Origin of the sequence: Pseudanabaena sp. lw0831, assembly GCF_016584665.1 — a bacterium.
Lineage (GTDB): Bacteria > Cyanobacteriota > Cyanobacteriia > Pseudanabaenales > Pseudanabaenaceae > Pseudanabaena.
In genome coordinates this window covers 59,613-84,418 of the sequence record NZ_BBJB01000006.1, presented here as the reverse complement: position 1 = coordinate 84,418, position 24,806 = coordinate 59,613, and the positions used below count along the sequence as shown (strand labels likewise).

The window sequence follows — 24,806 nt, the reverse complement described above, 5'->3', positions numbered from 1 at the left end:
AGCCTATTGAGTGAAAGAGTAGTACAAGATAAAATAGGATAGATGATAAAAAAAGAGGGTAAAAATGCCACCTTACTCACTAGATCTCAGACAAAAGATCGTAGCAACCTATGAAGCAGGAAATACATCCATTAGGAAAGTAGCTAAACAATTTCAAGTGGCTACGAAAACAGTGCAAACACTGCTGAATCAATACCGAGAGACAGGAGAGCTAAACCACAAACCATTAGGGAGTCAAATCGAAAGTCCCCTCGAAGCCCATCGGGAGAAAATCCTCGAAATTGTTTCAGAACATCCAGATTGGACACTATGGCAGTACTGTGAGGAAGTAGCTGAACAAACAGGAGTATCAGTGACCACGGGCAGTATGTGCCGATTTTTCCAGAGGCATAACAGCACGTAAAAAAAAAGACATATCGCAGTGAAAAGGTAAAAAGTGACGCAGTACAGCAGCAAAGATGTGAATTTTGGGAAGCATTGCAGGATGTGAAAGCTGAAGATCTTATTTGTATTGATGAAACGGGAGTATGGCAAGGGATGGAACGCTCTGTGGCAAGAAGTGAGCGTGGCAAAAGAGTATTCAGCCATCGCCCCTTTTACAAAGGTCAGAAATACACAGTCATTGGGGCTATTTCGGTCGATGGTATTGTCTGGCTGAAAACGATTCAGGGTTCAATGAAAGGAGAAGATTTTCTCACCTTTATCAAAGATGACCTAGTACCTAAATTACGTCCTGAGAATAGAGTAATCATGGATAACCTTAACTGCCATAAAGTTGAGGGTGTAGCACAAGCAATTACAGATACAGGAGCTAAGATTTTGTATTTACCCACCTATTCTCCTGATTTTAATCCAATTGAGATGATGTGGTCGGTTCTCAAATATTTTATTAGATTGCTCAGACCTCAGTCTCAAAAACTACTCCAGCATTTAATCAACATTTTCCCTTTTTTGTTAGAAAAGGATTTCTTCAAAAATTGGTTTACTAAGTATTGTTACTGTGCTACTTAATCGCTCAATGGGCTGTATAAAGACAAACTCTTCTTTAATGAACTCAAAAGGGAAATTCAAGTTGCTACTATCTCTCAATCTAAATTGAGATGGCAGATTTGTAAAATCTATTAAAAACTCATCGCTATCCTCTATAGATGGATAAATAAATAAACCTTCTATAAAGTCATCAAATCCTACTTTTGAGATATATAAATTAGGAATATTTCTTTCGGGAGCATTAACCTGATTTTTGCAGTTCGATAAATATCCTTTTAATTCATTAAAAACACCTATATATTTCTCGTCTTCAGACTGTATATCCCTGTAATCATTATGTCTTCTATTGAATCGAAAATCATTTGTGGCTTCTATTAGGGAAGAAACTGTACTCTTTTGAGTCTTTGATGGTTTTTTCGTTAGAGATTCTTGCGTTTTTTTTACATAAAAACGGATCTTTTCCAGTACTTTATTGTGGTTTATATTTGAATGTTTTTTTAAGTTGTTTGAAAAAGTTTTAATTGTTTGGTGAGATGCTTGTTCGACTATGCTATCAGATATATATTGTTCCGCATTACGAGCAATTTGACGCATATATATTTTAAAAACTTCAGAAATTGAAGTTGCTAAATCAGTATTATTCTCTTTCTCACTAGAAGTGGACAATTCCTCTAGCGATTCTTTGTTACAAACATGGTCAACAATTGCCTTTACTTGAGAAAAAACAACGACTTTTATTTGATTATTCATGTCAAGCTATATTTATTTCTATAATTGAACAATTGTAATGTAATTCATTTTGCAAATGAACACCAATCAGAAGACCTCTTACTGATCTTATATCTATCCCATGTGAACTTAATACTTCACGAGACAATTCTTCTAAGTATGCTTTCCCTAAATTATTGTCTCGCCAGTTATATCTATCGATGAGCGCTGTTCCTTTTGCTTCCACTAAATAAGTTGTATTGTCAGCAGACATAATTATATCAACACCATCTTGGCATGGTCGAGAAAGCTTTCTGCATCCGTAAACTCTTTGAGCTATAAATCCTGCTATACCTTCGCCAATGGCAGAGATAGCACTTTTGTTTTGAGTCATTCTGCGATCTGTAACTGCTCGATAAAAAAGAGGAGGATAGCCAATCTCTGTAAATGCTCGCCTAGCATATGAGAAAAAATATCTCATATCATCAATTGGGCGATACACAGCCTGTTCAGAATATTTTTCAATCATCCTCCTTAAAGTAAACTCATCAATTTGTAGGCTACTATTTGGAATTATTGATAATGATTGCCAACCAGTAGATTTATTTTTAATTGCATCTTCAAATTGCTGCTGAAAAATATTGCGTTTACTTAAAGCAACTGATGACAAATCTTTATTAAGATTTAAGACTTTTCTTTCTAATTCTATTGTTATTGTTGCCATGTTTACGAGTTTTTTAAAATGTTAACGGACTTAATTCGTGGATCTATGGGCTGTAATTTGTAATTCACTTGCCAGCATCCTCGTAGAATTTAAGCCATTGTTTAGTATCTTACCTTTAGGCGATCGCATATCCCGTATATTTCCTCAAATAGTCAGGCTGTAAGCCAATCACAATATCTTCTTTGGGGACTCCTTTGGCGACAAGAGCTTCGGCAATATCGATTTCTGTATTGTTGGCTTGAATCCAGATTTTCCCTGCTTGAATGTCAAGGTGCATGGAGCAACCATAGATACGTTTGTCTTGATTCCAACCAATTGCTAGTACTTGATAGCGATCCTGTTCGTTATCAAATAGAGTTTGCATTTCGATTTCGCTGTATGAGGGTTTATAAGAGGCATGTTGGTTGAGAATTTGTTTGATGATAGTGCGATAATTTTGGATTTTCTCTAGATTTTCCATGTGACAATTACCTCATTTTTTGTGTCATAAACTAAAATATCAATCTGGCATTCTTGGATTACCATGCGTGGAAACTCTTTTTTGAAGAAGGTTTCATAGGAAGTATTGGGAATTGCTAGAAATAGTTTACGGTCTGGATAAGCTGCTTTTAGACCTATTCTATAATTAATAAATTGTCCGACAGCTAAATGAAAGTCGCTGACAGATGAGTTCCCAATGAAGCTTTTAATTTCTACGGCAATTTTCTCATTGTTGCGTTCGGCGGCGATAAATCTTTCTGCACCAAGATCAATATAAAGTTCAGAATCTCCTACTTTTAATGAAAATGGATCATCGGTAATACACCAACCATCTTTAATTAGTGCATTTTTAACTGCATCATGAAATAAATCTCTTGCCATTTTATTCTAATTGTAATGATCATGACTTTACCAAAAAAATAGGGGCTCGCATTGCGAGTCCCTATTTTTAGGCGTATTTTGCGGTGTAGCTGCGGGCGATCGCATCGCATCTTTCATTATCAGGATCGCCAGAATGTCCTTCTACCCAATGCCATCGGATATTAGATGAATTTAGAGGATCGAGTTGTTGCCAAAATTCTTGATTTTTGACTGGCTTATTGTCCTTGGTTTTCCAACCATTCTTTTTCCACCCCTTAATCCATTTGGTAATACCATCTAGAACATATTTGCTATCGGTATAGAGATCGACAGGAGTGGATTGTTTGTGAGATGCCAAAAATTCTAAGGCTGCGATCGCGCCTTGTAGTTCCATTTGATTATTCGTAGTTTCACGAATGCCGCCACCGAGTTCTTTGATACTGCCATCGGAGAAATGGATGACTACACCCCAACCTCCAGGACCTGGATTTTTAGAACAGGCTCCGTCGGTGTGGATGCTGATGATTTTGGATTCGGTGGAATTGGTGATTGGTGATTGGGATTCGGCGATTGGTGATTGAGGGAGAGATATGGGTTCTAGAGTTGATTCTAATTTTGTTTTTGTGGAGGTGACTTGAGAGCGCGATCGCATAATTTCTACGGCAACAGAACCCAGAAAATTGGGAATTGGCGGTTGCTTGATCACTCGTACTTCGACCTGTGCGATTTTTTCGTCTTCGAGCAAGCTGTCTGCGATCGCGCCAACCAATCTCTCGATTAGCTTGGATTTTTGGGTCTGAATTAGATTTTCAATCTTGCGAATGCACGAAACATAATTAACCGTATCTTCAATTTCGTCATTATGGCTAGCCTTCTCAAAATCGACCCATAGGGTAGCATCCACTTCAAACCATTGTCCTAATATATTTTCTTCGGGCAGATATCCCACATATCCATATGCCCTTACGCCTTTTAAATAAATTTTGCTTGTCATCTGATTGAGTAATGCTAGTTGAAATTGCTAAGTCTGTGCTTCAGCAGACTATAGAATACTTCTAAGTTAACCCGTTTCCAAGGGTTTGAGCTTTTAGCCCGCACTTGAGTGCAGGGCTACTTCACTATAAATGCCAAGGTACTTATTGAGGTGGCATTTCTAGGGCGATCGCCCCTAATTTGCCCTTACGGAAATCATACAAAATTAGCCTTGCAACCTTATCTAAATCGCCTTGAAATTTATTTAAAGCTGCAACTTCATGAATATACTCAATCCCTGAAGTTACCGTCGCAGGATCGATGACGTAACGGCTGCTTAACTTAGCATTGAGCTTAATCAACAAATCTACTGCTTCCGCAGCCACCAAGACATTGTCGTAGGCAGCCTGACCGATATCATCACAAATAGCAAGTTTCATCGCCGCATCTTGGTCATGGAGCAGAGGTGGAATTACCCCAGGGGTATCTAACAACTCGATCTGATCGGAAATCCTAATCCAGCGCAACTGGCGGGTTACTCCCGCTTTATTGGAACTCGCCACCACCCTTTTCTTAAGCAACCGATTAATCAGCGCCGATTTGCCAACATTGGGGAACCCGACTACAACAGCCCGTACAGGACGCGGCAACATGCCTCGACCGTGCCGCCGTTCGTTTACTTTCTCGCCTGCGACTTGAGCCGCCTTGAGCAAATCCACCATGCCTTTGCCAGCCTGAGCATCGGTGAAATATGCCATGCGATCTTGCTCGGTAAACCAGCGCATCCACTGCGTTTTTACGTTCGAGGTGATGGCATCAATGCGATTGCATACCAAAATGTGCGACTTTCCCTCCACCCATTTTTCAATTTTGGGGTGTTTACTAGACATTAAAATGCGCGAATCACGCACCTCAATAACCACATCAACCAATTTTAGTTGTTCTAACAACTGCTTTTCAGCTTTGGCGATATGACCTGGATACCACTGAATTGGGCTTGCCATAGGAAAAAATACGGAGAGAAAGTATCTTTAACTATATACTGTTGCTAAGATATTAAGAAATATTAAGATATACTTTTAATTTACAGTTAATAAAAATCATGATTAATCACACTCTACGGAGATTTGTTCAGAGATTTAGCTCGATCGCGATCGCCATAATGCTGCCCTTAGCGATCGCCTTTACGCACATTCCTGCGGCTCACGCTTTTGATGCACCAGAGCTATTGCCCGAAAAATATACAAATGTAATTGATTTAGGACGATTTTTAACTGAGTCTGAAGAGTTAGCACTTGATCAAAAGTTAACTAGATTTGAAGAACAAACAGGCTGGAAATTGCGGGTTCTTACCCAAGTCGATCGCACCCCAGGTCGGGCAGTTAAGGAGTTTTGGGGGCTAGACGAGAGTAGCGTCATGCTTGTTGCTGATGGGCGTGGACGTAACTTACTAAACTTTAGCGTCGGTGATGCGGTGTATCCATTGCTATCACGCAGCTTCTGGATTGAGTTGCAGTCACGTTATGGTAATCAGTTCTATGTGCGTGAGCAGGGGTACGATCAATCGATTTTGTCGGCTATTGATGCGATCGCGACTTGTCTCGATCAAGATGGATGTGCAGTGGTCCCAGGGATTCCGCAAGAGCAATGGATTCTGACGCTGATTACTTCTATTGTCGGTGGCGTGATATTTGGGTTTGCTGGTCATCCTCGGAAGGAAGGCGAAATCTTTGCTTGGAAATGGGCGCTAATTTTTACACCACTTTGGGGAATGTTGTTTATCTCCTTTGGTTTAGGCCCTGTCCTAGTTCGCACGAGTGAATGGATTCCCATTGTCCGCAATGTGGCAGGTTTTATTGGTGGTGCAGTGATTGCTTATTTAATTCCTTCACCCCAAAAAGTAACCCCATCAACCGAAACAAGGTAAATACAGCGCTTTACGCGGAACCAAAATTTTGTAATTGAAATAAATAGGGGGCTATAGCCCCCTATTTATTTCAATTACTGAGCCTGTAACTTCGCATCGATCGCTTTGGCAATGCGATCGCTTGCCTCTTCAAGATGGGCTTTAGTATAGGTGTCAAGCTTGTCGCCGCGATCGCGCAATACACTCGTAAGGCGATCGCGCAGTTGGCGGAGTTGATGCCATGCGAGGGTTCTAGCATCTTCGGGCGGATTGCTGGTTTGTATCCCAACTACAAAATCAAGGAAATTATCGATTTTGTCTAAGGAGAGTCGATTGCGTAGAGCTAGATTAACTAATAGATTCATATGTTGACGCTGAAGTGAACGGCGCAGACTGGAAACTTGAGTTAAGTCATTAGGTGGTTGCAGAACTTCTGTCCAAATACCTTGCAGTAGAGTATCAAATAGCTCAGGCAATGTCAGGGCTTGACCAGCAGTAGTTTTCAATTCGGTATCACGCATCCTTTGTAAGCGTTCTGAAGATAGTAAATCGCTCAAGACAAAGGTTTGTAATGATAAAATGCGATCGTGAATTGGATAGTCTAGAGAAGAGAAATCAGGTGAAGCGCCCCAGTGATACCAACGAGATGGAGCCAGTTTATTCAGCAGATCTGGAGAAAACTTGAGAGCATCAGCGGCAAATAGATTTTTTTGAATTGTAGCGATCGCTTCACGTTGCTTCGCGACAGGAATTGGCTCAAATGGTAATCGCCCGATCGCATCACCAGAACGATAACGGTTAAAAGATTGTCCACCAACGTAGGAAACTAAGGTAAACAAATTAGAGGCATAATGCCCAAAGACTTGATTGAAGGCGATTTTGGTGTCATTAAAACTTTCTCCTTTGCCTGGATAACGCTTCTCGATGCGATTCCACATGACGCGGGAATTATCAAATTGCCACTGCGCATAAGTAACTGAATCGTTGCTCAAGTCATGGGTTTGAATCATGGGATCGAGTCCAGCAAATGCATCTTCATCGGGGGCATAGGCTAGCTCTGGCTGAGGTGCAAGCTTAGCAATTTTTTCTAGCTCTTTGAGTTCTCCAGCAGGAATAATCGCATTGATTGGGGTATATCCATAGGCGATCGCCCATTCATCATATGCACCAACTTTACTAGTGAAGAAATCACCTTGCTTTGTCCCCTGTGGTGCAATATTTACACCGTTGTAATCCATTACGGAAGATACTAAACCCCGTTTACGAGTAATTTCAGTATTATTCAATTCCGCAGGCGAGAGCATCGCGCTACCATGAAAGTTATGCCGCAAACCCAAGGTATGCCCAACTTCATGAGCCGTGACTTCACGCACGAATTGATTAACATAATCCTTCATGCGATCGCTACTCGGCAATACATTCTCAAACAGAGATAAAGACATTGCGCCTAATTTAAATTGCTCCACCGATTCCATGCCGTAGCACAAATCATTGGCGCTAGACATAAACAAGTTGTTATTGAAATTATTGGTAATCGGTTGTTTTCTGAGCAATGCGATCGCTTGTTTGTCATAGCGTATCCGCCGCGCATCCATGCCGTAGCTACATAGATTCGGATTACCAGTCAACCGCGATAAAAAAGACAAATTTTGCCAATTATTTTGCTGAGCAACACTACCATAATTTTGCTTGATCGCTCGAATCAAATTACTGTCGATAATAATATCAGCATCCAGAATCTGCCCTGTTAAAGGATTAGTACGAGATGGCCCCATCGCAAAGAAACCATCAATCGAGTTAAACCAACGAATCGTGTTATAGCGCACATCGGCTGGGTTCCAATCAGCGCGATCGGGCATTTGTTTCACTGCGATCGCATCTTTAAACCCAATCTTCTCAAAGGCCCGATTCCACATTAACGCGCCTTCACGCACGGCACTGCGATATTCTAAAGGAACTGTATTTTCAATCCAAAAGGTGATCGGTTGTTTGGGTGGAGAAAGTAAATCATTGGGATTTTGCTTTTCTAAATGCCAACGGTTGATATAGCGTACAAATGGAGTTTTGCCAGAATTTTTAGAAAAGTCTTGATAGGCGGTGACAAAATAGCCAACTCGCTCATCAGCAAGGCGAGGACGATAGCCATTTTGGGTCGGGAGTTGAGATAGGCTATAACGGACTTTGAGCGTAAAAGCGCTGCTATCGGACAAAGTACTTAGGTCAGGAGGGCTAAACTCCGATCTTGGCATTGCTGCTCCCATGAAACTAAATACCGATTCCAATTCAATATTTTGAGGAAATGCTTCCGCATTACTGATATAAGATTTACTGGGGTCGGCGGTGAAGGGAGCACCAAGCTGTGCAGCCAAGGTTTTACTTAAATTTGGTAAAACATCACTCAAGATCAAAGGATCTAAATCAACTAAAAAAGATTTGTTTTTAGGATGAATGCTCCGAATTGGCAGTGATATCAAAATCGAGTCACTAAAGGATTGACTAAGCGATCGCTCTTGGGGATCACCTAGCTGAGCGCGAAAGTTGGTGTTGGGAACCACAAATTGCAAATTATTGTTTAAGCGACGAAGGGTGAACATTAAGTCACGTAGAGGAACCCCACGATAGAGACCTCGTTCACCTAGCCCAGATTCAAGAGTCATTACCGCCAAAAAGTTGCGATTAAGTTGTTCGGGTTGAATTTCGGCAAAGGTCTTGCCTGTTTCTTGATGGCGATAGAGTGTAAATAGCCCCGTTAGTTTTTGATGATCTTTGATTAAATCGTCAAATGGTTGTAGTTCGGTTTGCCCTTGCATGTTGAAAGGTAGCAGGGGAATATTTTGAATAAAAGGAGTTTGCGCATAAATGGGAGAAAGTCTCTCGACAAGTGGATGAGAAATTAGAACAAGAAAAAAACTAAGGCAAATTACTATCCAAAATCGAATTCTCTTCATTTCTGCGCCTATGACATGAGTTTTGTTAAAACAGCCTACCCACTGTAGTTACAGTTGTCAGCAATGAGTCTAAATATTTTGTAGAAATCTAACAAGTCCCTTACCGAGAGATGAATTCAGGGCTTTGATCCGAATTCATTTCTTGGCAAGGGATGTAAAGTTCTGTAATGTTTATTTTTTTAAAATTAATCCCAAAACCAATAAAATTGCCCCGATCACTAAGCAAGCAACCATGCCATATAAATACCATTTGGCAGCATTTGCCGTAGACTTGGCAAGTTCCTCTTCACTCTTGAGGGAAATAATAAACTTTTTGTCAGCTTGGATCGGCTTGCGGAGAGTGACTTGACCACCCTCATCGGCCGCTGTACCAATTACTAACACTTCGCGATCGCAGGGCAAGATCGACTCCGTATAACGATAACCAATCGTGCGTCTACCATCCATACCCGCACCGAGCAATAAATTAAACCCGCCAAAAGATATTGAAGAACCGCTTGAATTCTCTTGTCGAAACTCATTTAATACTTGCACAGTATCAATATTGCCACCATCAGGATTAACCACAAGTTCGCCAGAATTATCTCGCAAAGTAAATGGAATTGCTTGACTATTACTTGACACGGTTTCTGAACCCCGACGAGTTTCGGTGCGGGTTTTGTTTTCACTATCGCGAGTTGTCTGCTGCTCCTCATATTCCCTGACCACTTTCATGGTGTAATGCACACAGGGTTCTTGCTTAAGCTCCGAAATTAAAGGGCGATCGCTACGAATAATACCGCGCACCTTCACATATTCTCGTAAATTTCCACTACCAATCTCTCCCGCAATTTCACTAGCAATACGTTGCAACTCCGCAACTGTTGAGGCTGTTGCTAGCCTAATACTTTGTAGTTTCGTACTGTAATTCTTTTGGACAAAAAACAGAATGATACCGATTACGATCAGGATGCCACCAAAGATTGCCATAGTTTTTGCAGTATGTATAAGCTTTTGCTATCGCTTAAAATTAACATGAGTTAACCTTGAGGGAGAACTCAGTTTTCTAAATTACGAATTACGAATTACGAATTATGGTCACCATACCTGCTAGTAGTCTTGATATCCAAGTCGCGATCGCCAATCAACGTGCTTTTTTTGCCACTGGTAAAACCAAGGACTATAATTTTCGGGTTGCTCAACTCAATAAACTTTCACAACTGATTAAAGACAATGAACAGCTAATTCTTGATGCTGTTTATGCCGATCTACGTAAACCTGCGATCGAGGCTTTTGGTAGTGAAATTTTAGTTACCCTCTCAGAAATTAAATTTGTTCTCAAAAATCTTAAAGCTTGGATGAAGCCCCAAAAAGTGGGAACTCCTATAAATTTATTTCCTAGTTCTAGTTATATCTATACTGAACCCTTAGGCGTAGTGTTGATCGTTGCACCTTGGAACTATCCTTTTGCCCTGACAATCCAACCTTTAATTGGGGCGATCGCCGCAGGCAATTGTTCGATACTTAAGCCTTCAGAGCATACGCCTCATACTTCCAATGCGATCGCTAAAATCATTAACAACAACTTCGATCCCAATTTTATCACTGCGATTGAAGGTGGTATCGAGACGAATCAAGCTTTACTTGCCGAAAAATTTGACCATATCTTCTTTACTGGTGGAACTGCGATCGGTAAAATCGTCATGGAGGCTGCGGCAAAGCATCTAACTCCTGTCACCCTAGAACTCGGTGGCAAAAGCCCCTGCATTGTCGATGAAACCTGTAATTTAGAAATTACTGCGAAGCGGATTATCTGGGGTAAGTTCTATAATGCTGGACAGACATGTGTTGCTCCTGATTATCTATTGGTTCAGAAAAATATTAAGACTGTACTAATAGAGAAGTTAGTCACCCATGTCAAGACCTTCTTCGGTGAAAATCCTCAACAAAGCCCAGATTTTGCCCGTATTGTCAACGATCACCAATTTGATCGTCTCATCAGTTTGCTCAATGAAGGCAAAGTGCTAATTGGTGGAAACAGCGATAAAAGCGATCGCTTTATTGCGCCCACCCTCATCGATCAAGTTTCACCTAACTCGAAAATTATGGCAGAGGAAATCTTTGGTCCAATTTTGCCGATTTTGGAATATGACCAACTTTCAGATGCGATCGCTTTTGTCAATGCTCAACCTAAACCTCTAGCCCTATATTTCTTCTCCAGCAATAAACAAAATCAAGAGCGCATTCTCCAAGAGATTTCCTACGGTGGAGGTTGTTTCAACGACATGATCCTGCACTTAAGCAATCCAGAACTTCCCTTTGGTGGTGTCGGGCATAGTGGTATGGGGAACTATCACGGCAAGGCAAGTTTTGATACTTTCTCCCATCGTAAGAGTGTACTCAAAAATTCTTTCCGCTTCGATCTCAAGTGGCGCTATCCGCCTTATAAAATGACTCTTGACACCTTGAAGAAATTCATCAACTAGTTTGTCAAAAGAACCAATTTATAAGGCTTTTGATAAAGCAGCTTTCGTCGAGACAATCAATATTCCATCGTAAGGGTAATTCATGAATTGCCCTTGCATTTCGTTTTTTGTGTAAGTCCTATTATAATTAATGAAAGATTTCCAAAAAATATAGGTTGATTTATTGATGACCGATAAACAGGATCTTTCAGAACAGGATATTTGTACGCAATATATTTTGCCTGCTTTGTTGCTTGCGGGGTGGGATATTCGTAGGCAAGTGCGCGAACAGGTCTATTTTACGGATGGTCGGATTTATGTGCAGGGGGAAAAGACGAAACGAGGTGAGGCAAAAAAGGCGGATTATGTGTTGTATTACAAGCCGAATATCCCGATCGCTATAATCGAAGCCAAGAAAAATACGTTTCCTGTTGGCGCAGGGATGCAGCAGGCTTTGGACTATGCCGATATTTTAGATTTGCCTGTGGCAATTAGCTCGAATGGTGATGGATTTTTGGAGCATGATAAATCTGGCTTTGCAGAAGTAATTGAACGAGAGTTGAGTCTGGATAATTTTCCCAGTCCTGACGAGCTTTGGCAGAAGTACAAGAAGTTTAAGGGAATTGAAACGCCTGAAGCGGAACAGATTGCAAGTTTTGATTATTTCTTTGATTCCAAAGGGCGGCAACCTCGCTATTATCAGCAGATTGCGATTAATCGCACGGTGGAGGCGATCGCTAAGGGACAGGATCGTTTATTGCTGGTGATGGCGACGGGTTCGGGCAAAACTTACACCGCTTTTCAAATTATTCATCGGTTATGGAAAAATGGCGCTAAGAAACGAATTTTGTTTTTAGCCGATCGCACTTCGCTCATCAGTCAGACTAAGCGCGGTGATTTTAAGCATTTTAAAAACAAAATGACGGTGATTAAAAACAAGAATATTGATACTGCCTTTGAGATTTATTTGGCTCTGTATCAGGGTTTAGTCAATTATGAAGATGATATTTTGGATGCTTATCGTGAGTTTAGTCCCGACTTTTTTGATTTGATCGTGATTGATGAATGTCATCGTGGTAGTGCTGCGGAAGATAGTAAATGGCGAGAGATTTTAGAATATTTCAGTTCAGCTACCCATGTGGGTTTGACGGCTACGCCCAAGGAAACGAAAGAGATTTCTAATATTGAGTATTTTGGCGATCCGATCTATACCTATTCGCTGAAGCAGGGGATTGATGATGGTTTTCTAGCTCCTTACAAGGTGATTCGGGTTGGTTTAAATGTGGATTTGGAGGGATATCGTCCAGAGGTGGGTAAGCGCGATAAGTCTGGTAACTTTATTGACGATCGCTTGTATAACCTCAAGGATTTTGATCGTAATTTGGTGATTGACGATCGCACAAAGGCGGTGGCGAAGAGGGTGATGGAATATTTGCGAAAGACGGATGTTTATGCGAAGACGATTGTTTTTTGTGTGGATACGGAACATGCGGAGAGAATGCGTCAGGCTATTTCTAATGAAGCAGGCGATCTGGTGCGAGAGAACTATAAATATGTGATGCGAATTACGGGTGAGGATAAGCTGGGCAAGTTGGAATTGGATAATTTCATCAATCCAGAAGAACGTTATCCAGTAATTGCCACGACTTCTAAATTGATGACGACTGGTGTGGATGCTCAGACTTGCAAGCTAATTGTGTTGGATTCTAATATCCAGTCAACGACTGAGTTTAAGCAGATTATTGGGCGGGGGACAAGGATTAATGAGCAGTTTGATAAACGCTATTTTACGATTATGGATTTTCGGAATGTGACTGATCAATTTAGCGATCGCAGTTTTGATGGCGATCCTGTGATGATTAAGGAGGTGCGTGAGGGTGTGGCGTTTACGGATGAGGATATTAGCGGAAATCCTACGGATAGAGTTATCGATCAAGCAACGGGTGAGGTTTTGAATTTTGGGACGGATGCTCAAGCTGTGCCATATACACCAACGATTATTAGTGGTGGGGCTGTGGTTTCTGAACACCGTGATAAGGTCTATATTACGGGTGTGAATGTGGAAATTCTCAATGAGAGAATTCAGTATTTAAACGACAATGGGGACTTGGTGACGGCAAGCTTAAAGGACTATACCAAACAGAATTTGCTGCGAAAATTTAGCAGTTTGGATGATTTCTTGAGTAGCTGGGATGATGCGGATAAGAAGAGTGCTTTGATTGCGGAATTATCAGATCAGGGAATTGTCTTGGAGGATTTACAAAAATCTATTCAGAAGGATTTGGATCTGTTTGATTTGATTTGTTATGTGGCTTGGGGACAGCCGCCTTTGACGCGCAAGGAACGGGCGGATAATGTGCGTAAGCGTAATTGTTTTGCTAAGTATGGGGTAGCGGTGCGATCGGTTTTAGATACTTTGTTAGAGAAGTATGCGACGGATGGGATTGAGAATATTGAGGAGCTTTCGGTTTTAAAGTTAGAATCCTTTAAGAAATATGGCGCACCGAAACAGATTATCGATTTATTTGGTGGTAAGTCTCGATATATTGAGGTTTTACGAGAATTGAAGACTGAGTTGTATCAAGCCGCTTAATTTGATTTATGCTTTTTGTAAGGGCAATTCATGAATTGCCCTTACAAAAATATGTTCATGTGATAATGGATAAGAAAAGGGATCTTAAACAAATTGATGCGATCGCTAAAGAATTTGATATGTCACCACCAGCTATAAATAAGCCAAGTATTGAAAAAATTATTCCTGTTATTACCCAGCCGATGATCGGTGAAACTTGCCATAAAGTTTCGTTTAGCTATGGTGATGAGTTAGATTTACATTTTGGTGAAATGACTCCTTATGATCATCCTAAATTAGCGCATTTACTAAAGGGTAGTTGGCGTTTTGGGGCGAGAGCTACACCTTGGACGGTGAAGCATCAGGGGCAGATTTTGGTGGTGACTGCGGAAGCGGATACGGATGAACAGACTGCGATCGCTAAGGAAATTGTCAAGCAATTAGAGCAGAAGAAATTACTCGATCTGACGATTGAAGCGGATACGATTCGGTTAACTTTGAGTTTTGAGGATGATTATCAGTTAATTTTAGATCCCGATTTAGATGATGATTCAGGGCTTGCTCATTGGGAGCTATTTATGCCAACTGAGCAGGTTTTGGCGGTGGGTCCTGGTTATTTTTGGTCTTGTAAATCTATTTATGAACGATAATTGGAGTTAATCAAATAACTTTGGAGGAATTAGGTCATGCAACAGGTACAACAGTTACACCAAGATATTGATAGTTTGCCCAATGAAGCTCAGGGGCTATTATTTGATTTTGTCCAAATTCTGAAAAAACGCTATTTGGTATCTGCACAAAATTTATCGTCAACTATACAAAAAGATGTTTCTCAAGATCCTTTGGTTGGCTTATTAGCGGGTTCTCCCAATTTGGCGATAGAGTCCGAAGAAATTTTGGAAGCAGAAATTACAGCTAAATCAGTTTGGTCATGCAAAGAGTAGCGCTTTTACCGTAAAGTGATTAATCCAGCAGTGCGATCAAATGACTATGAAAAATGTCGGCGGTAATATTAAATCTCTGCGTAATTTTATGCGGAAAGATGCGGGTGTGTCGGGGGATGGTCAACGCATTGAGCAGTTAGGCTGGTTGTTGTTCTTGAAAATCCTTGATGCTAGCGATCGCGAATTAGAGCTACTCAAGGATGATTTTGTGTCGGTGGTTCCTGAGCCTTTGCGTTGGGCTAGTTGGGCGGCGGATAAAGAGGGGATGACAGGGGACGCATTGCAGAAATTTATCGATCAGGATTTATTTCCGACTTTAAGAAATCTCGATCTGAGTACGGGCAATCAGAGGGCGCGGATTGTGCGGGAGATTTTTGAGGGTACGAATAATTACATGAAAAATGGGACGATTATTCGGCAGGTGTTGAATAGTCTGAATGAGATTGATTTTGAGAATTCGGAAGATCGGCATTTATTTGGGGATATTTATGAGACTATTTTGCAAGAACTGCAATCGGCTGGGGCTTATGGGGAGTTTTATACGCCGCGTGCGCTGACGGAGTTTATGACGGAGATGGTGAATCCGCAGTTGGGTGAGAAGGTTCTCGATCCTGCTTGTGGGACGGGTGGTTTTTTGACCTGTGCGATTAATCATTTGCGATCGCAGGGTATCGATCAGGTGAAGGATCTGGAAACCTTGGAGCAGACGATTAGGGGGATGGAGTTTAAGCCGTTGCCGTTTATGTTGGCGGTGACGAATTTGTTTTTGCATGAGATTGAGGTTCCGAATATTGAGTATACGGATAGTCTGAATCGGGAATATACGAGTATTACTGAGGCGGATCGGGTGGATGTGATCCTTGCTAATCCGCCATTTGGGGCTTCGGTGACGGATGGGGTGCAGGATAATTTTCCGTTGAGTTATCGGACTACGGAGAGTGCGGATTTGTTTTTGTTGTTGATGGTGCGCTATTTGCGCGATCGCGGTCGTGCGGCGATCGTGTTGCCTGATGGCTCTCTAACGGGTGATGGGGTGAAGGCGAGGATTCGTCAGCATTTGTTGGAGTCTTGTAATCTACATACGATTGTGCGTTTACCAAATTCTGTGTTTCAGCCTTATGCTTCGGTGGCGACTAATTTGTTGTTCTTTACGAAGGGTAAGCGGACTGAGGATATTTGGTATTGGGAGCATCGTTTGCCTGATGGGGTGAAGGCGTATTCTAAGACGAAGCCGATTGTGAAGGGTGAGTTTCAGTCGTTGCGTGATTGGTGGGGAAGGCGTGAGGAGGGTGAGCAGGCTTGGCGGGTGAGTTTTGCGGATTTGGAGAAGAATGGATTTAATCTAGATGTGAAAAATCCTCATGTTATGGAAGTGGAACGGGGTTATAGTTCTGTTGAGTTGTTGGGAATGTTGCATGATTCTCTCAAAGCGAGTGATGAACTTTTAAATTTTGTAATGGATCGTGTACATCATGGATAATTGGGAGAAAGTTTTTTTTAATAATATTCCAGCATATTTATTGATAATAAATGCCTCGTTATCAATTCAATTTGAATCAACCCCATTAAAGAAATATGTAAAACTTCTCGGAGGATATGCTTTTAAAAGCTCTGAATATCAAAAAACTGGTATTCCGATTATCAGAATCTCTGATTTTCAAAATGAAAAAATTGTTTTAAAAAAAGCTATTTGCTACAATGAGTCGGAAGAATTTGAAAGATATGAACTAAACTCTGGAGATATCATAATTGCTCTGACTGGTGGAACTATTGGTAAATTAGCTATTGTTCAAAGTGGACTAGGGAAATTATATCTCAATCAAAGAGTTGCAAAATTTCAAGTATTAGACACAAGTAAGATAGCTAATGAATATGTTTACTGGGTAGCTCGTGGGGTTCAGGACAATGTGAAGAAACTAGCATGGGGAGGAGCACAACCAAATGTTAGTTCTAAACAAGTTGAGGAAATGAATTTTCCTATTCCTGACATAGAAACTCAATTTAATATAATTGAATTTATCAATGACTTAAAGAATGGAAAATTAAAAACAAAAATATATTTCTCTCAATCAGTAGAAGCAAAAATCTTAAAACTCCAAGAAACAACTTTAAAAATTTTTGATTTTTCGTCTGAGCAAGAAAAGCAATCAGACATAATTTCTAAGTTGAAACAGGCGATTTTGCAGGAGGCGATCGCAGGTCATCTCACTGCAGAATGGCGCACCCAAAGCCCAATGCAAAAGGGAAATCCAGACACCGATGCCGCCGCCCTCCTCGCCAAAATCAAAGCCGAAAAACAACAGGCGATCGCTGATGGCAAACTCAAAAAAGAAAACCCTCTCGCTGAAATAGCGATCGATGAAATTCCATTTTCTATTCCTGATAATTGGGTTTGGTGTCGTTTGGAAGAAGTTGTAAAAATAGCAGAAGCGGGAAAAAGCTTTTTATGTAAAGATGGTGAGACTCGTAATCGAGATTGGGGAATCATAAAAACCAGTGCAATTACTTCTGGAATTTTCGTTGAATCAGAAAACAAACTTTATTCAGAATCTGTACCAGAAGAAATTAAATATAAAATTGAAATTGGAGATTTAATTTTCTGTCGTGCTAGTGGTAGTAAAGGTTTAGCTGGTTTATGTTGTTTAGTAGAATCTTTAAGCTTAAATTTATTGTTAAGTGACAAAACTATTCGTGTAAAGCTAAGTGATTTAGTTTTACCTGAGATTCTTAATCTTTACAATAAATCTGATTCCAGTAGAAAGTATCGAATATCACTCTCTACCCAGAAAAGCACATCAATGAATAACATAACTCGTGGTGAATTGCTGGGTGAACCTTTTCCCCTTCCTCCTCTTGCCGAACAAAAAGCAATAATGGAAAAAGTCGATAAATTAATGAACATCATCGACCAACTAGAACAACAAATCAAACACCGCAAACAACTCGCCGAAAACCTCATGCAAACCGTCCTCCGAGAAGCCTTTGAATAGAATTTCAGCAATTCATATTCTTAATTTAGGACATATATCAAACGCCAACTGCGATCGATAAAAACAAACATCAAACTCCAAGAAAAAGTTTAACTGCCCTAAAATAAGCGGCGGATCGTTAGATTTGACCCAAGCAAAAGCCAAAAGAGTCGGCGGAAAATCGCTAACTTGTCCCATAACAGCCAAGCCTCTTGCTTCCACAGGCGCAAGATTACCTGATAACGGAATTGAAAGACTCTGCTCTTCCCAAACTGCTCCCAACTCTAACCCAACGTCATAGGGTAATACATTCAGACTCGAACCCGTATCCAACAGACCAAAAATTTCTGAAGTGCGATCGCCATAACTCAAAGCGATCGGTACACAAGGAAAAACATTTGCTTCTCCTTTTGGATTCCTCCGTTCAATAAAAGGAAATCGCTTAGGATTTGACATCTTACTTCACTTCTTTTGGTTCTAATAAGCTCATCAACTTCTGAGCCGCATCACCATAATCAAAAGGTGACCAAAGACGATAAGCCACCATATTATCTAATGGTTTCAAACTTTCTTCTTTCGCCAACGCAGCCATTAAAAACTGCACCATTTCAAACTTTTCAGTACGCGATAACTGCCCAACCTGAGCCAATAGTTCAAGATTTGACATAAAAACCAAACTCCTAAATTTGACACAAAACACTATTGAACACATCTTATCTTAACATTCTCACAAACAACTCGCCGAAGACCTCATGCAAACCGTCCTCCGCGAAGCCTTTAAATGATGCGCTACACTTGAATTTAGTCACCACAAACATAGCAACTATGGACATCATCATTCACCTAGAAGACGAACAAACCCACAAACTAGAATACACCAACAACAAACAAACCAAGACCCAACGACATTACTAAATCGTACCCTTACTCAAGAGATCGACACCTATTACAAACAAATCTAAGCATCACAATCTGATGCGATCGCACAACTTAGACAAAGCACATTTATCGGTTGTTTTAGCGGCGACCCAGACCTAGCCACCTGATTGACTGACAAAAGTCTAGGAAGCCCATTTGGGAGTAGAAGCAGAGGATTCAATTTGAAACTAAAAAGTAAAGATGGCGCACTGTAAATTATGACGACAGTTTATCGGCAATCAATTGATTAGTTGATTGCGGTTCGGCTCGTCCTTGGGTTTTCTTCATGGTTTGACCGACAAAGAATCCTAGGAGCTTAGTCTTACCAGCCTTGTATTGTTCTACTTCCTTAGGATTAGCAGCAATGATCTCATCGATGATTTGCTCAAGTTCTGCACCTGCGAGGACAGTTAACCCTTTAGATGCAACCAAATCCTTAACTGAGCCACCTTTGATGATGAGTTCAGGCAAGATGTCTTTAGCGATTTTGCTGCTGATTGTGCCATCGGTAATCAATCTAATCATCTCTCCTAAAACTGTAGGAGTGAGGACAATATCAGCAATCTTGAGCTTGTTCTCATTGAGATAGGCAGTAACGTCACCCATCACCCAGTTAAAGACTTGCTTTGGTTCCGCACCTGTGAGAATCGTGGCATCAAAGAATTCGGCAATGCTGCGATCGTCGGCAATCAGAGCCGCATCGTAGGGAGTCAAACCAAATTCATCGCGGTAACGTTGACGGTGGGCGGCTGGTAGTGTGGGAAGTTCTGAACGATATTGCGCTAACGTAGTCAGTGGAACTTCGATCGCCATTAGGTCAGGCTCAGGGAAATAACGATAGTCGCTCGCGCCTTCTTTGGATCGCATACTGATTGTGCGTTGAGTATTTTCTTCCCAAAGGCGAGTTTCTTGTTTGATGACTTCACTACCAGTTTCGATCGCTTCCACTTGGCGATTAATTTCAAAATCAATTGCTCTTTGAATGGCGTTGAAGGAGTTCATGTTTTTGATTTCTACCTTCGTGCCGAACTTCTCGCGCCCAACAGGACGAACCGAGATATTCACGTCACAACGTAGCGATCCTTCTTGCATGTTGCCATCGCAAACACCGAGATAGCGCATAATCCGCCTTAGCTCTTGAGCATATGCCGCCGCTTCTGCACCCGATCGCATATCTGGCTCAGAGACAATTTCACATAAAGCGACACCTGTACGATTGAAGTCTACTAGTGAGTGACTAGAACCTGAAAGGCGATCGCTACCTGCATGTACCAGTTTTCCTGCATCTTCTTCCATGTGCAATCGGGTAATACCAATTCGTTTGGTGCTGCCATCTTCTAGTTGGATTTCTAGCCAACCATGCTCTGCGATCGGTAAATCAAATTGCGAAACTTGATAGTTTTTGGGAAGGTCGGGATAAAAATATTGTTTGCGATCGAATTTACTGTGGGGGGCAATTTGGCAATTGAGGGCTAGCCCAGCTTTGACTGCATATTCCAACACTTTTTCGTTAAGTACAGGCAATACCCCGGGCATACCCAGACAGACAGGACAAACATTCGTATTTGGTGGTGCGCCAAACTGGGTTGAGCAGTTGCAAAAGATTTTTGAGTTTGTGGTCAACTGACAGTGGGTTTCTAAACCAATTACGGCTTCGTATTGTGTCTTGGTCTTAGTAGGGGCGGTTGCAGTCATAACGTATGCGTTTAGGCGAAGTATTTGGAGAGATACACAAAATTAAACAAGTAGCTATGTCACTACTTATTCAATCTATTATAAATCCTAGCACTATATAAAAATTGGTTTTGACGAAAGTGCGCCTATGGCTGACTTTCGTCAAAACCAATTTTTTGTGGCGCGGCTTCGCCGCGCCACAAAAAATTGGTTCTAACCATAGGCTTGACTGGACAACATTTCGGCATAGGGTGTTTCATGTAAATGGGCTTTACCTACAGAGCCAAAGAGATTGAGCTTCTCGACGATCACTTCTTGCATCGCCGCGATCGCCTCACCCGCAATCTCTAACAAATCCTTAGGACTATCGCCACAGATTTCTAACTTGAGTGCTTGCATATAAGCTTGACGCACTTCTGTATTCACATTAAATTTACAGACACCCAATTGAATAGATCGCTGGATCATCTCGGCAGGCAACCCAGATGCCCCATGCAAAACCAAAGGAATATCAACAAGGCTACGAATTTTTTCGAGACGCGCAAAGTCTAGGCGGGGTGGGCTTTTGTATTCACCATGTACATTGCCAATTGTGACAGCGATCGCATCAACTTTGGTTAAATTCACAAACTCAAAGGCTTGAATCGGATCGGTCATTTTCGCTTCTTTTTCTGCAATCGTTAGACCATCTTCAGTTCCGCTAATTCTACCAATTTCTGCTTCCACAACTGCATGGAACTTATGGGAGAGGGTCGTCATATCTCTTGTAAATTCCAAATTCTTGTCATAAGACATGGGAGAGCCATCTGCCATGATCGATCGCACTCCTGCATCTAGGGCTAAGCGAATATCACTAGCGGAAGTACTATGATCGAGATGAATAGAGATCGGGACATTCGCTGATTTCGCGGCTTCGATGCACATTTTTACTAAAGGGAGTTTGCCATAGATGAGAGCGCTAGGATGTAATTGCAACATCGCAGGACTGCGACTGATTTCGGCAGCATTTACTACAGCCTTTACGCCTTCTAAGTTATAGATGTTAAATGCCCCGATCGAATAGGAATTGCGTCTCGCAGTTTCTAGAAGTTCTTTAGTCGAACTCAACATGATGGCTTTCAGTAAAAATTGATGTAAAACAATCATATCGTAAGATTGAAACGCCGCTACGAAGCCTTCATTCTTACCTCAAGTCAGTTGGTTGTCCCCAGATTATTTTTTCGTGGGTATAGACTACCATCCCCGGTTTTGCACCTTTGGGCTTGAATAAATATTTGGGAATGGTGCAGACCACAGGAACTTGATCGCTTTGCCTAGCGCGACTGTAATAGGCGGCATAATTGGCGGCAATTTGTAGATCTTGGTCGTCTGCGATCGCACCCGCAGGCAGACGCAACAACACATGACTACCAGAGATTTCTTGAGCGTGAAGCCAAAGATCGTATTCTCCTGCGATACGGAAAGAAATTAAATCATTTTGATAGTTGTTTCTACCAACCCAGACCTCAAAACCATTGGGAGTCGTGAAGCGATGACAGTCAGGAATCTCTTCTTGTTTGGTTCTATTGTTCTTGTTTTTGCCGCCTTTATTATTGGTCTTAGTGCGCGGTGCATATTCGGCGGTGACTTTGAGATAACCCTGCTGAGCTAGTTCTGCCCTGATTTCTCGTAAGGCAGGAAGTTCACTTTGTTCTAATAAACTAACAGCGGTAGAAACCTGTTCGAGATAGGCGATTTCCTGTTGAACTGATTCTAGTAATGGCGCGATCGCAAGGGCAGCCCGTTTTTGTTTTTGGTGCTTTTTATAAAAAGATTGTGCATTCTGAGCCGCATTTAGAGTGGGATCGAGAGGAATAATCACTGGTGCTTCTGAATGAAAATCAGTAAGTTTAATCTCTTTCATACCGATTTCCCAGAGATGCAAATGCGCCATTAACAAATCTGCTTTATCTTTAAAATCATCGGCTTGAGTCGAGAGTTTTAAGCGATCAAGAAATTCATTCTCTTTAATGGTTAACTTGGTTAACTGATTTTGAATCGCTTGGCTAATTTGTTGGTGCAACTGCTGAAAGGCAACTTGTCCTGTTTGCTGGGAATAGTAGCGATCGCAAAAATCATTAACTGAAAGCGAGGGGTTTCCCTCATCTCCCAGCCCCTTCTCTCCCCTTGGGAGAAGGGGGGCAAGAAGAAAATCTTTCTTATCCCCCTCTCCCTCTTTGGGAGAGGGGCTAGGGGTGAGGGCGTATCCCTTTCCTTCTAAATGCGGATAAAATTCTTTTTTCTCAATACAAGTTAGCCACATTTGCCAAGCTCGAAATAATACCTCCCATTCAGAGAGATTTAAATCAGCAACATTTTTATCACCATTAATATCTGCGATCGCTACTAGCGAACGTACTAACGAAGAACTAACACCGCGATAATTACTTAATAAATTGCGCTTAATTTCCTTTGGAATCAGGATTAGGCGATCGCGCCATGAATCAAAGGATTCACTCAAACTGGGAATAGCTTCGAGTAATGCTGGCGGTAATTCATAGCGATCGCCTGTTTGGATCGGGCGTACTCGCGACTGCTTGCTGCTGACTTGGTGGGCTGCGGTGACAATTTCGCCATTAGCATTCACTAAAATTGCATTGCTATATTTGCCCATTACTTCTAAATACAGATGCCATTGCACCTCGTCATCGGGGCGTTTAGCAAATTGCAAATCAATTACGCGCTCCCAAGGGCTAGTAAGTTTTACTGAGACAAGGGCAAACCCTGCAACTTGATGCAAAATTTGTTGGCTAAAAGTGAAAGTATCTGGTTGTTTCGGTGGTGGCGCACTGAGATGCAATCTCGCTGCTTGCGGATGCCAAGATAACAAGAGCCATTGCTTTTTTTCTAAAGTTCGTAATTGTAAATGAATCGTATGGCGATCGCTTTGATGTACCTGCTCTAACCTCGCAGGCACACAAGCTATGTTTAGCTCATGGGTCAAAGCTACAAGTGTAGTTAGATCGGCAGGTTGCATCGTTGTAATCTCATGTATGCATAAAAAAGAGTGGGCGCTTTGCGTCCACTCTTTGCTCATAACAAAGGAGGCGTTTTGCGTCCCTTTTGTTGATTTGATTATTTGTCAGGATCAATACGGGGGCGGATTTGTTCGGCTTCAGGGCAATCATCAGATACAGGAATATCGTGGGAGGACATTCCTGTTTTGGGGAAAGAAGATAGTCTCTGAGTAACAGCACCAATACTCTCTAATCTGACCATTTCTTCCCAAGAGCAAACTTCGTCTTCATCCTCAGTCTCGTAACGAATTGTTACCACGTCTCCTTCAATATCCAATATCTTGGCTCTTTCTAGCCAACGTCCCTGATCCCTCAGGTAAATCCAAACATCGCTCTTGGCTTCACAAAGTTGATATATTTTGCGATGTAGCATTCGCTTATGTCCTCAGGGTTACATAATTTTTTAAGGTTAGAGCATACCTCAATAAGGTAAAAAAGCTAACCATTATCATTGTAAACGACTACACAAGCATTTGAATTTTTTTTAACTACAGGTTTAAGTGAATAATTAGTGGTGCGTGGCTTCGCCGCGCACCACTAATTATTCACTAGGAAGGGAGTATGAATAAAAATTTAGTTAAACTCAGCAAATTTGTTAGCCTTGTCTTGCGACATCAGCCAGAGGTAATTGGGTTAAAACTTGATGAAAATGGCTGGGCAGAGGTCGATCGCTTCATCGAGTTAGCAAAACAAAATGGTACAGATATCTCGAAAAGTGTTTTAGAGGAAATAGTTGAGACAAATAACAAAAAACGATTTTCGTTTAATTCTGAAAAGTCTAAGATTCGAGCTAATCAAGGACATTCTATTGATATTGAGTTAGGTTTAACGTCTAAGCATCCTCCTGAACTGCTATTTCATGGTACGGCAACAAGATTTATTGAGTCAATTCGTCAACAAGGATTGGTTGCAGGAAATCGTCAACATGTGCATATGTCAAGTGATGAAACTACTGCTATTAATGTCGGTCAGAGACATGGAAAGCCAGTAGTTTTAAAAATTGATACATCGGCAATGCTGCAAGATGGATTTGTATTCTTTTGCTCAGAAAATTTAGTCTGGCTAACGGAGTTTGTACCGCCACAATATCTTAAATTTCCCATTGAATAATTGTGGTGCGCGGCTTTGCCGCGCACCACAA

At 41.3% G+C, this 24,806-nt stretch carries 23 protein-coding genes and 1 pseudogene; 10 read left to right on the top strand and 14 right to left on the bottom strand.

Annotation, left to right across the window (positions count from 1 at the left end):
- The first annotated feature begins 64 nt into the window (after positions 1-64).
- Positions 65-403 carry an IS630 transposase-related protein gene (locus tag APA_RS01765; RefSeq protein WP_201320605.1) on the top strand — a complete coding sequence of 113 codons (339 nt, stop codon included), beginning with the start codon at positions 65-67 and terminating at the stop codon, positions 401-403.
- An 11-nt stretch (positions 404-414) separates the two neighbouring features.
- Positions 415-1,011: pseudogene (locus APA_RS01760) on the top strand (IS630 family transposase); the annotation flags it as partial.
- On the opposite strand, the gene APA_RS01755 reads toward APA_RS01760, so the two are convergent.
- The 6 genes from APA_RS01755 to ylqF all read right to left on the bottom strand — a co-directional run bounded on the left by APA_RS01755 (position 955) and on the right by ylqF (position 5,238).
- The gene (locus tag APA_RS01755; RefSeq protein ID WP_201320604.1) at positions 955-1,740 is read right to left on the bottom strand and encodes a hypothetical protein; all 786 of its coding nucleotides are present in this window, start codon (positions 1,738-1,740) and stop codon (positions 955-957) included. The pseudogene APA_RS01760 and the gene APA_RS01755 sit on opposite strands and share 57 nt — an antisense overlap.
- Before the next feature lies 1 nt (position 1,741).
- Entirely contained in the window at positions 1,742-2,422 is a 681-nt protein-coding gene (locus APA_RS01750; RefSeq protein ID WP_201320603.1) for a hypothetical protein, read from the bottom strand.
- Positions 2,423-2,537: 115 nt separating this feature from the next.
- Positions 2,538-2,882 (bottom strand): XisI protein, encoded by a 345-nt coding sequence (locus APA_RS01745; protein ID WP_201320602.1) that lies wholly within the window; start codon positions 2,880-2,882, stop codon positions 2,538-2,540.
- The gene (locus tag APA_RS01740) at positions 2,870-3,283 is read right to left on the bottom strand and encodes a XisH family protein (RefSeq protein ID WP_201320601.1); all 414 of its coding nucleotides are present in this window, start codon (positions 3,281-3,283) and stop codon (positions 2,870-2,872) included. The genes APA_RS01745 and APA_RS01740 overlap by 13 nt, the downstream gene beginning before the upstream one ends.
- A gap of 67 nt (positions 3,284-3,350) precedes the next feature.
- A complete protein-coding gene (gene rnhA, locus APA_RS01735) occupies positions 3,351-4,256 on the bottom strand; it encodes a ribonuclease HI (RefSeq protein WP_201320600.1) in 906 nt (301 codons plus the stop codon).
- Positions 4,257-4,398: 142 nt separating this feature from the next.
- Positions 4,399-5,238 carry a ribosome biogenesis GTPase YlqF gene (gene ylqF, locus APA_RS01730; RefSeq protein WP_103668814.1) on the bottom strand — a complete coding sequence of 280 codons (840 nt, stop codon included), beginning with the start codon at positions 5,236-5,238 and terminating at the stop codon, positions 4,399-4,401.
- Between the two features lie 98 nt (positions 5,239-5,336).
- Between ylqF and APA_RS01725 the strand changes: the two genes are divergently transcribed.
- Positions 5,337-6,161, top strand: a complete 825-nt coding sequence (locus APA_RS01725; protein ID WP_201320599.1) for a TPM domain-containing protein — start codon at positions 5,337-5,339, stop codon at positions 6,159-6,161.
- Between the two features lie 74 nt (positions 6,162-6,235).
- Here APA_RS01725 and APA_RS01720 read toward each other — a convergent pair whose 3' ends face one another.
- Together APA_RS01720 and APA_RS01715 are read right to left on the bottom strand one after the other, a co-directional pair.
- A complete protein-coding gene (locus APA_RS01720) occupies positions 6,236-9,088 on the bottom strand; it encodes a zinc-dependent metalloprotease (protein ID WP_201320598.1) in 2,853 nt (950 codons plus the stop codon).
- 171 nt (positions 9,089-9,259) lie between these two features.
- Positions 9,260-10,057, bottom strand: coding sequence for an E3 ubiquitin ligase family protein (locus APA_RS01715; protein ID WP_201320597.1), 798 nt, complete (start codon positions 10,055-10,057; stop codon positions 9,260-9,262).
- Positions 10,058-10,161: 104 nt separating this feature from the next.
- On the opposite strand from APA_RS01715, the gene APA_RS01710 reads away from it, so the two are divergent.
- From APA_RS01710 to APA_RS01685, 6 genes are all read left to right on the top strand, one after another.
- The gene (locus APA_RS01710) at positions 10,162-11,553 is read left to right on the top strand and encodes an aldehyde dehydrogenase (RefSeq protein ID WP_201320596.1); all 1,392 of its coding nucleotides are present in this window, start codon (positions 10,162-10,164) and stop codon (positions 11,551-11,553) included.
- A gap of 166 nt (positions 11,554-11,719) precedes the next feature.
- Positions 11,720-14,125 (top strand): EcoAI/FtnUII family type I restriction enzme subunit R, encoded by a 2,406-nt coding sequence (hsdR, locus tag APA_RS01705; RefSeq protein WP_201320595.1) that lies wholly within the window; start codon positions 11,720-11,722, stop codon positions 14,123-14,125.
- Between the two features lie 65 nt (positions 14,126-14,190).
- Positions 14,191-14,754, top strand: coding sequence for a hypothetical protein (locus tag APA_RS01700; RefSeq protein ID WP_236579363.1), 564 nt, complete (start codon positions 14,191-14,193; stop codon positions 14,752-14,754).
- A gap of 36 nt (positions 14,755-14,790) precedes the next feature.
- Positions 14,791-15,048, top strand: coding sequence for a hypothetical protein (locus tag APA_RS01695; RefSeq protein WP_201320594.1), 258 nt, complete (start codon positions 14,791-14,793; stop codon positions 15,046-15,048).
- A gap of 46 nt (positions 15,049-15,094) precedes the next feature.
- Positions 15,095-16,528 carry an N-6 DNA methylase gene (locus tag APA_RS01690; RefSeq protein WP_374101335.1) on the top strand — a complete coding sequence of 478 codons (1,434 nt, stop codon included), beginning with the start codon at positions 15,095-15,097 and terminating at the stop codon, positions 16,526-16,528.
- Entirely contained in the window at positions 16,521-18,038 is a 1,518-nt protein-coding gene (locus APA_RS01685) for a restriction endonuclease subunit S (protein ID WP_201320592.1), read from the top strand. Before APA_RS01690 ends, APA_RS01685 begins: the two co-directional genes overlap by 8 nt.
- 12 nt (positions 18,039-18,050) lie before the next feature.
- On the opposite strand, the gene APA_RS01680 is transcribed toward APA_RS01685, so the two are convergent.
- From APA_RS01680 to APA_RS01655, 6 genes are all read right to left on the bottom strand, one after another.
- Complete coding sequence (locus tag APA_RS01680) at positions 18,051-18,473, bottom strand: hypothetical protein (protein ID WP_236579362.1); 423 nt, start codon at positions 18,471-18,473, stop codon at positions 18,051-18,053.
- Between the two features lies 1 nt (position 18,474).
- A complete protein-coding gene (locus tag APA_RS01675) occupies positions 18,475-18,684 on the bottom strand; it encodes a hypothetical protein (RefSeq protein WP_201320591.1) in 210 nt (69 codons plus the stop codon).
- A gap of 467 nt (positions 18,685-19,151) precedes the next feature.
- Positions 19,152-20,630 carry an Asp-tRNA(Asn)/Glu-tRNA(Gln) amidotransferase subunit GatB gene (gene gatB, locus APA_RS01670; RefSeq protein WP_201320590.1) on the bottom strand — a complete coding sequence of 493 codons (1,479 nt, stop codon included), beginning with the start codon at positions 20,628-20,630 and terminating at the stop codon, positions 19,152-19,154.
- Positions 20,631-20,822: 192 nt separating this feature from the next.
- Positions 20,823-21,719, bottom strand: coding sequence for a class II fructose-bisphosphate aldolase (locus APA_RS01665; RefSeq protein ID WP_201320589.1), 897 nt, complete (start codon positions 21,717-21,719; stop codon positions 20,823-20,825).
- A 73-nt stretch (positions 21,720-21,792) separates the two neighbouring features.
- Positions 21,793-23,625, bottom strand: coding sequence for an NFACT family protein (locus tag APA_RS01660; RefSeq protein WP_201320588.1), 1,833 nt, complete (start codon positions 23,623-23,625; stop codon positions 21,793-21,795).
- Positions 23,626-23,723: 98 nt separating this feature from the next.
- On the bottom strand, positions 23,724-24,038 hold the full coding sequence (locus APA_RS01655) for a DUF6679 family protein (RefSeq protein WP_201320587.1): 315 nt from the start codon (positions 24,036-24,038) through the stop codon (positions 23,724-23,726).
- A gap of 188 nt (positions 24,039-24,226) precedes the next feature.
- Here APA_RS01655 and APA_RS01650 point away from each other — a divergent pair, with 188 nt between their 5' ends.
- Positions 24,227-24,775 (top strand): RNA 2'-phosphotransferase, encoded by a 549-nt coding sequence (locus APA_RS01650; RefSeq protein ID WP_201320586.1) that lies wholly within the window; start codon positions 24,227-24,229, stop codon positions 24,773-24,775.
- Positions 24,776-24,806 lie beyond the last annotated feature (31 nt).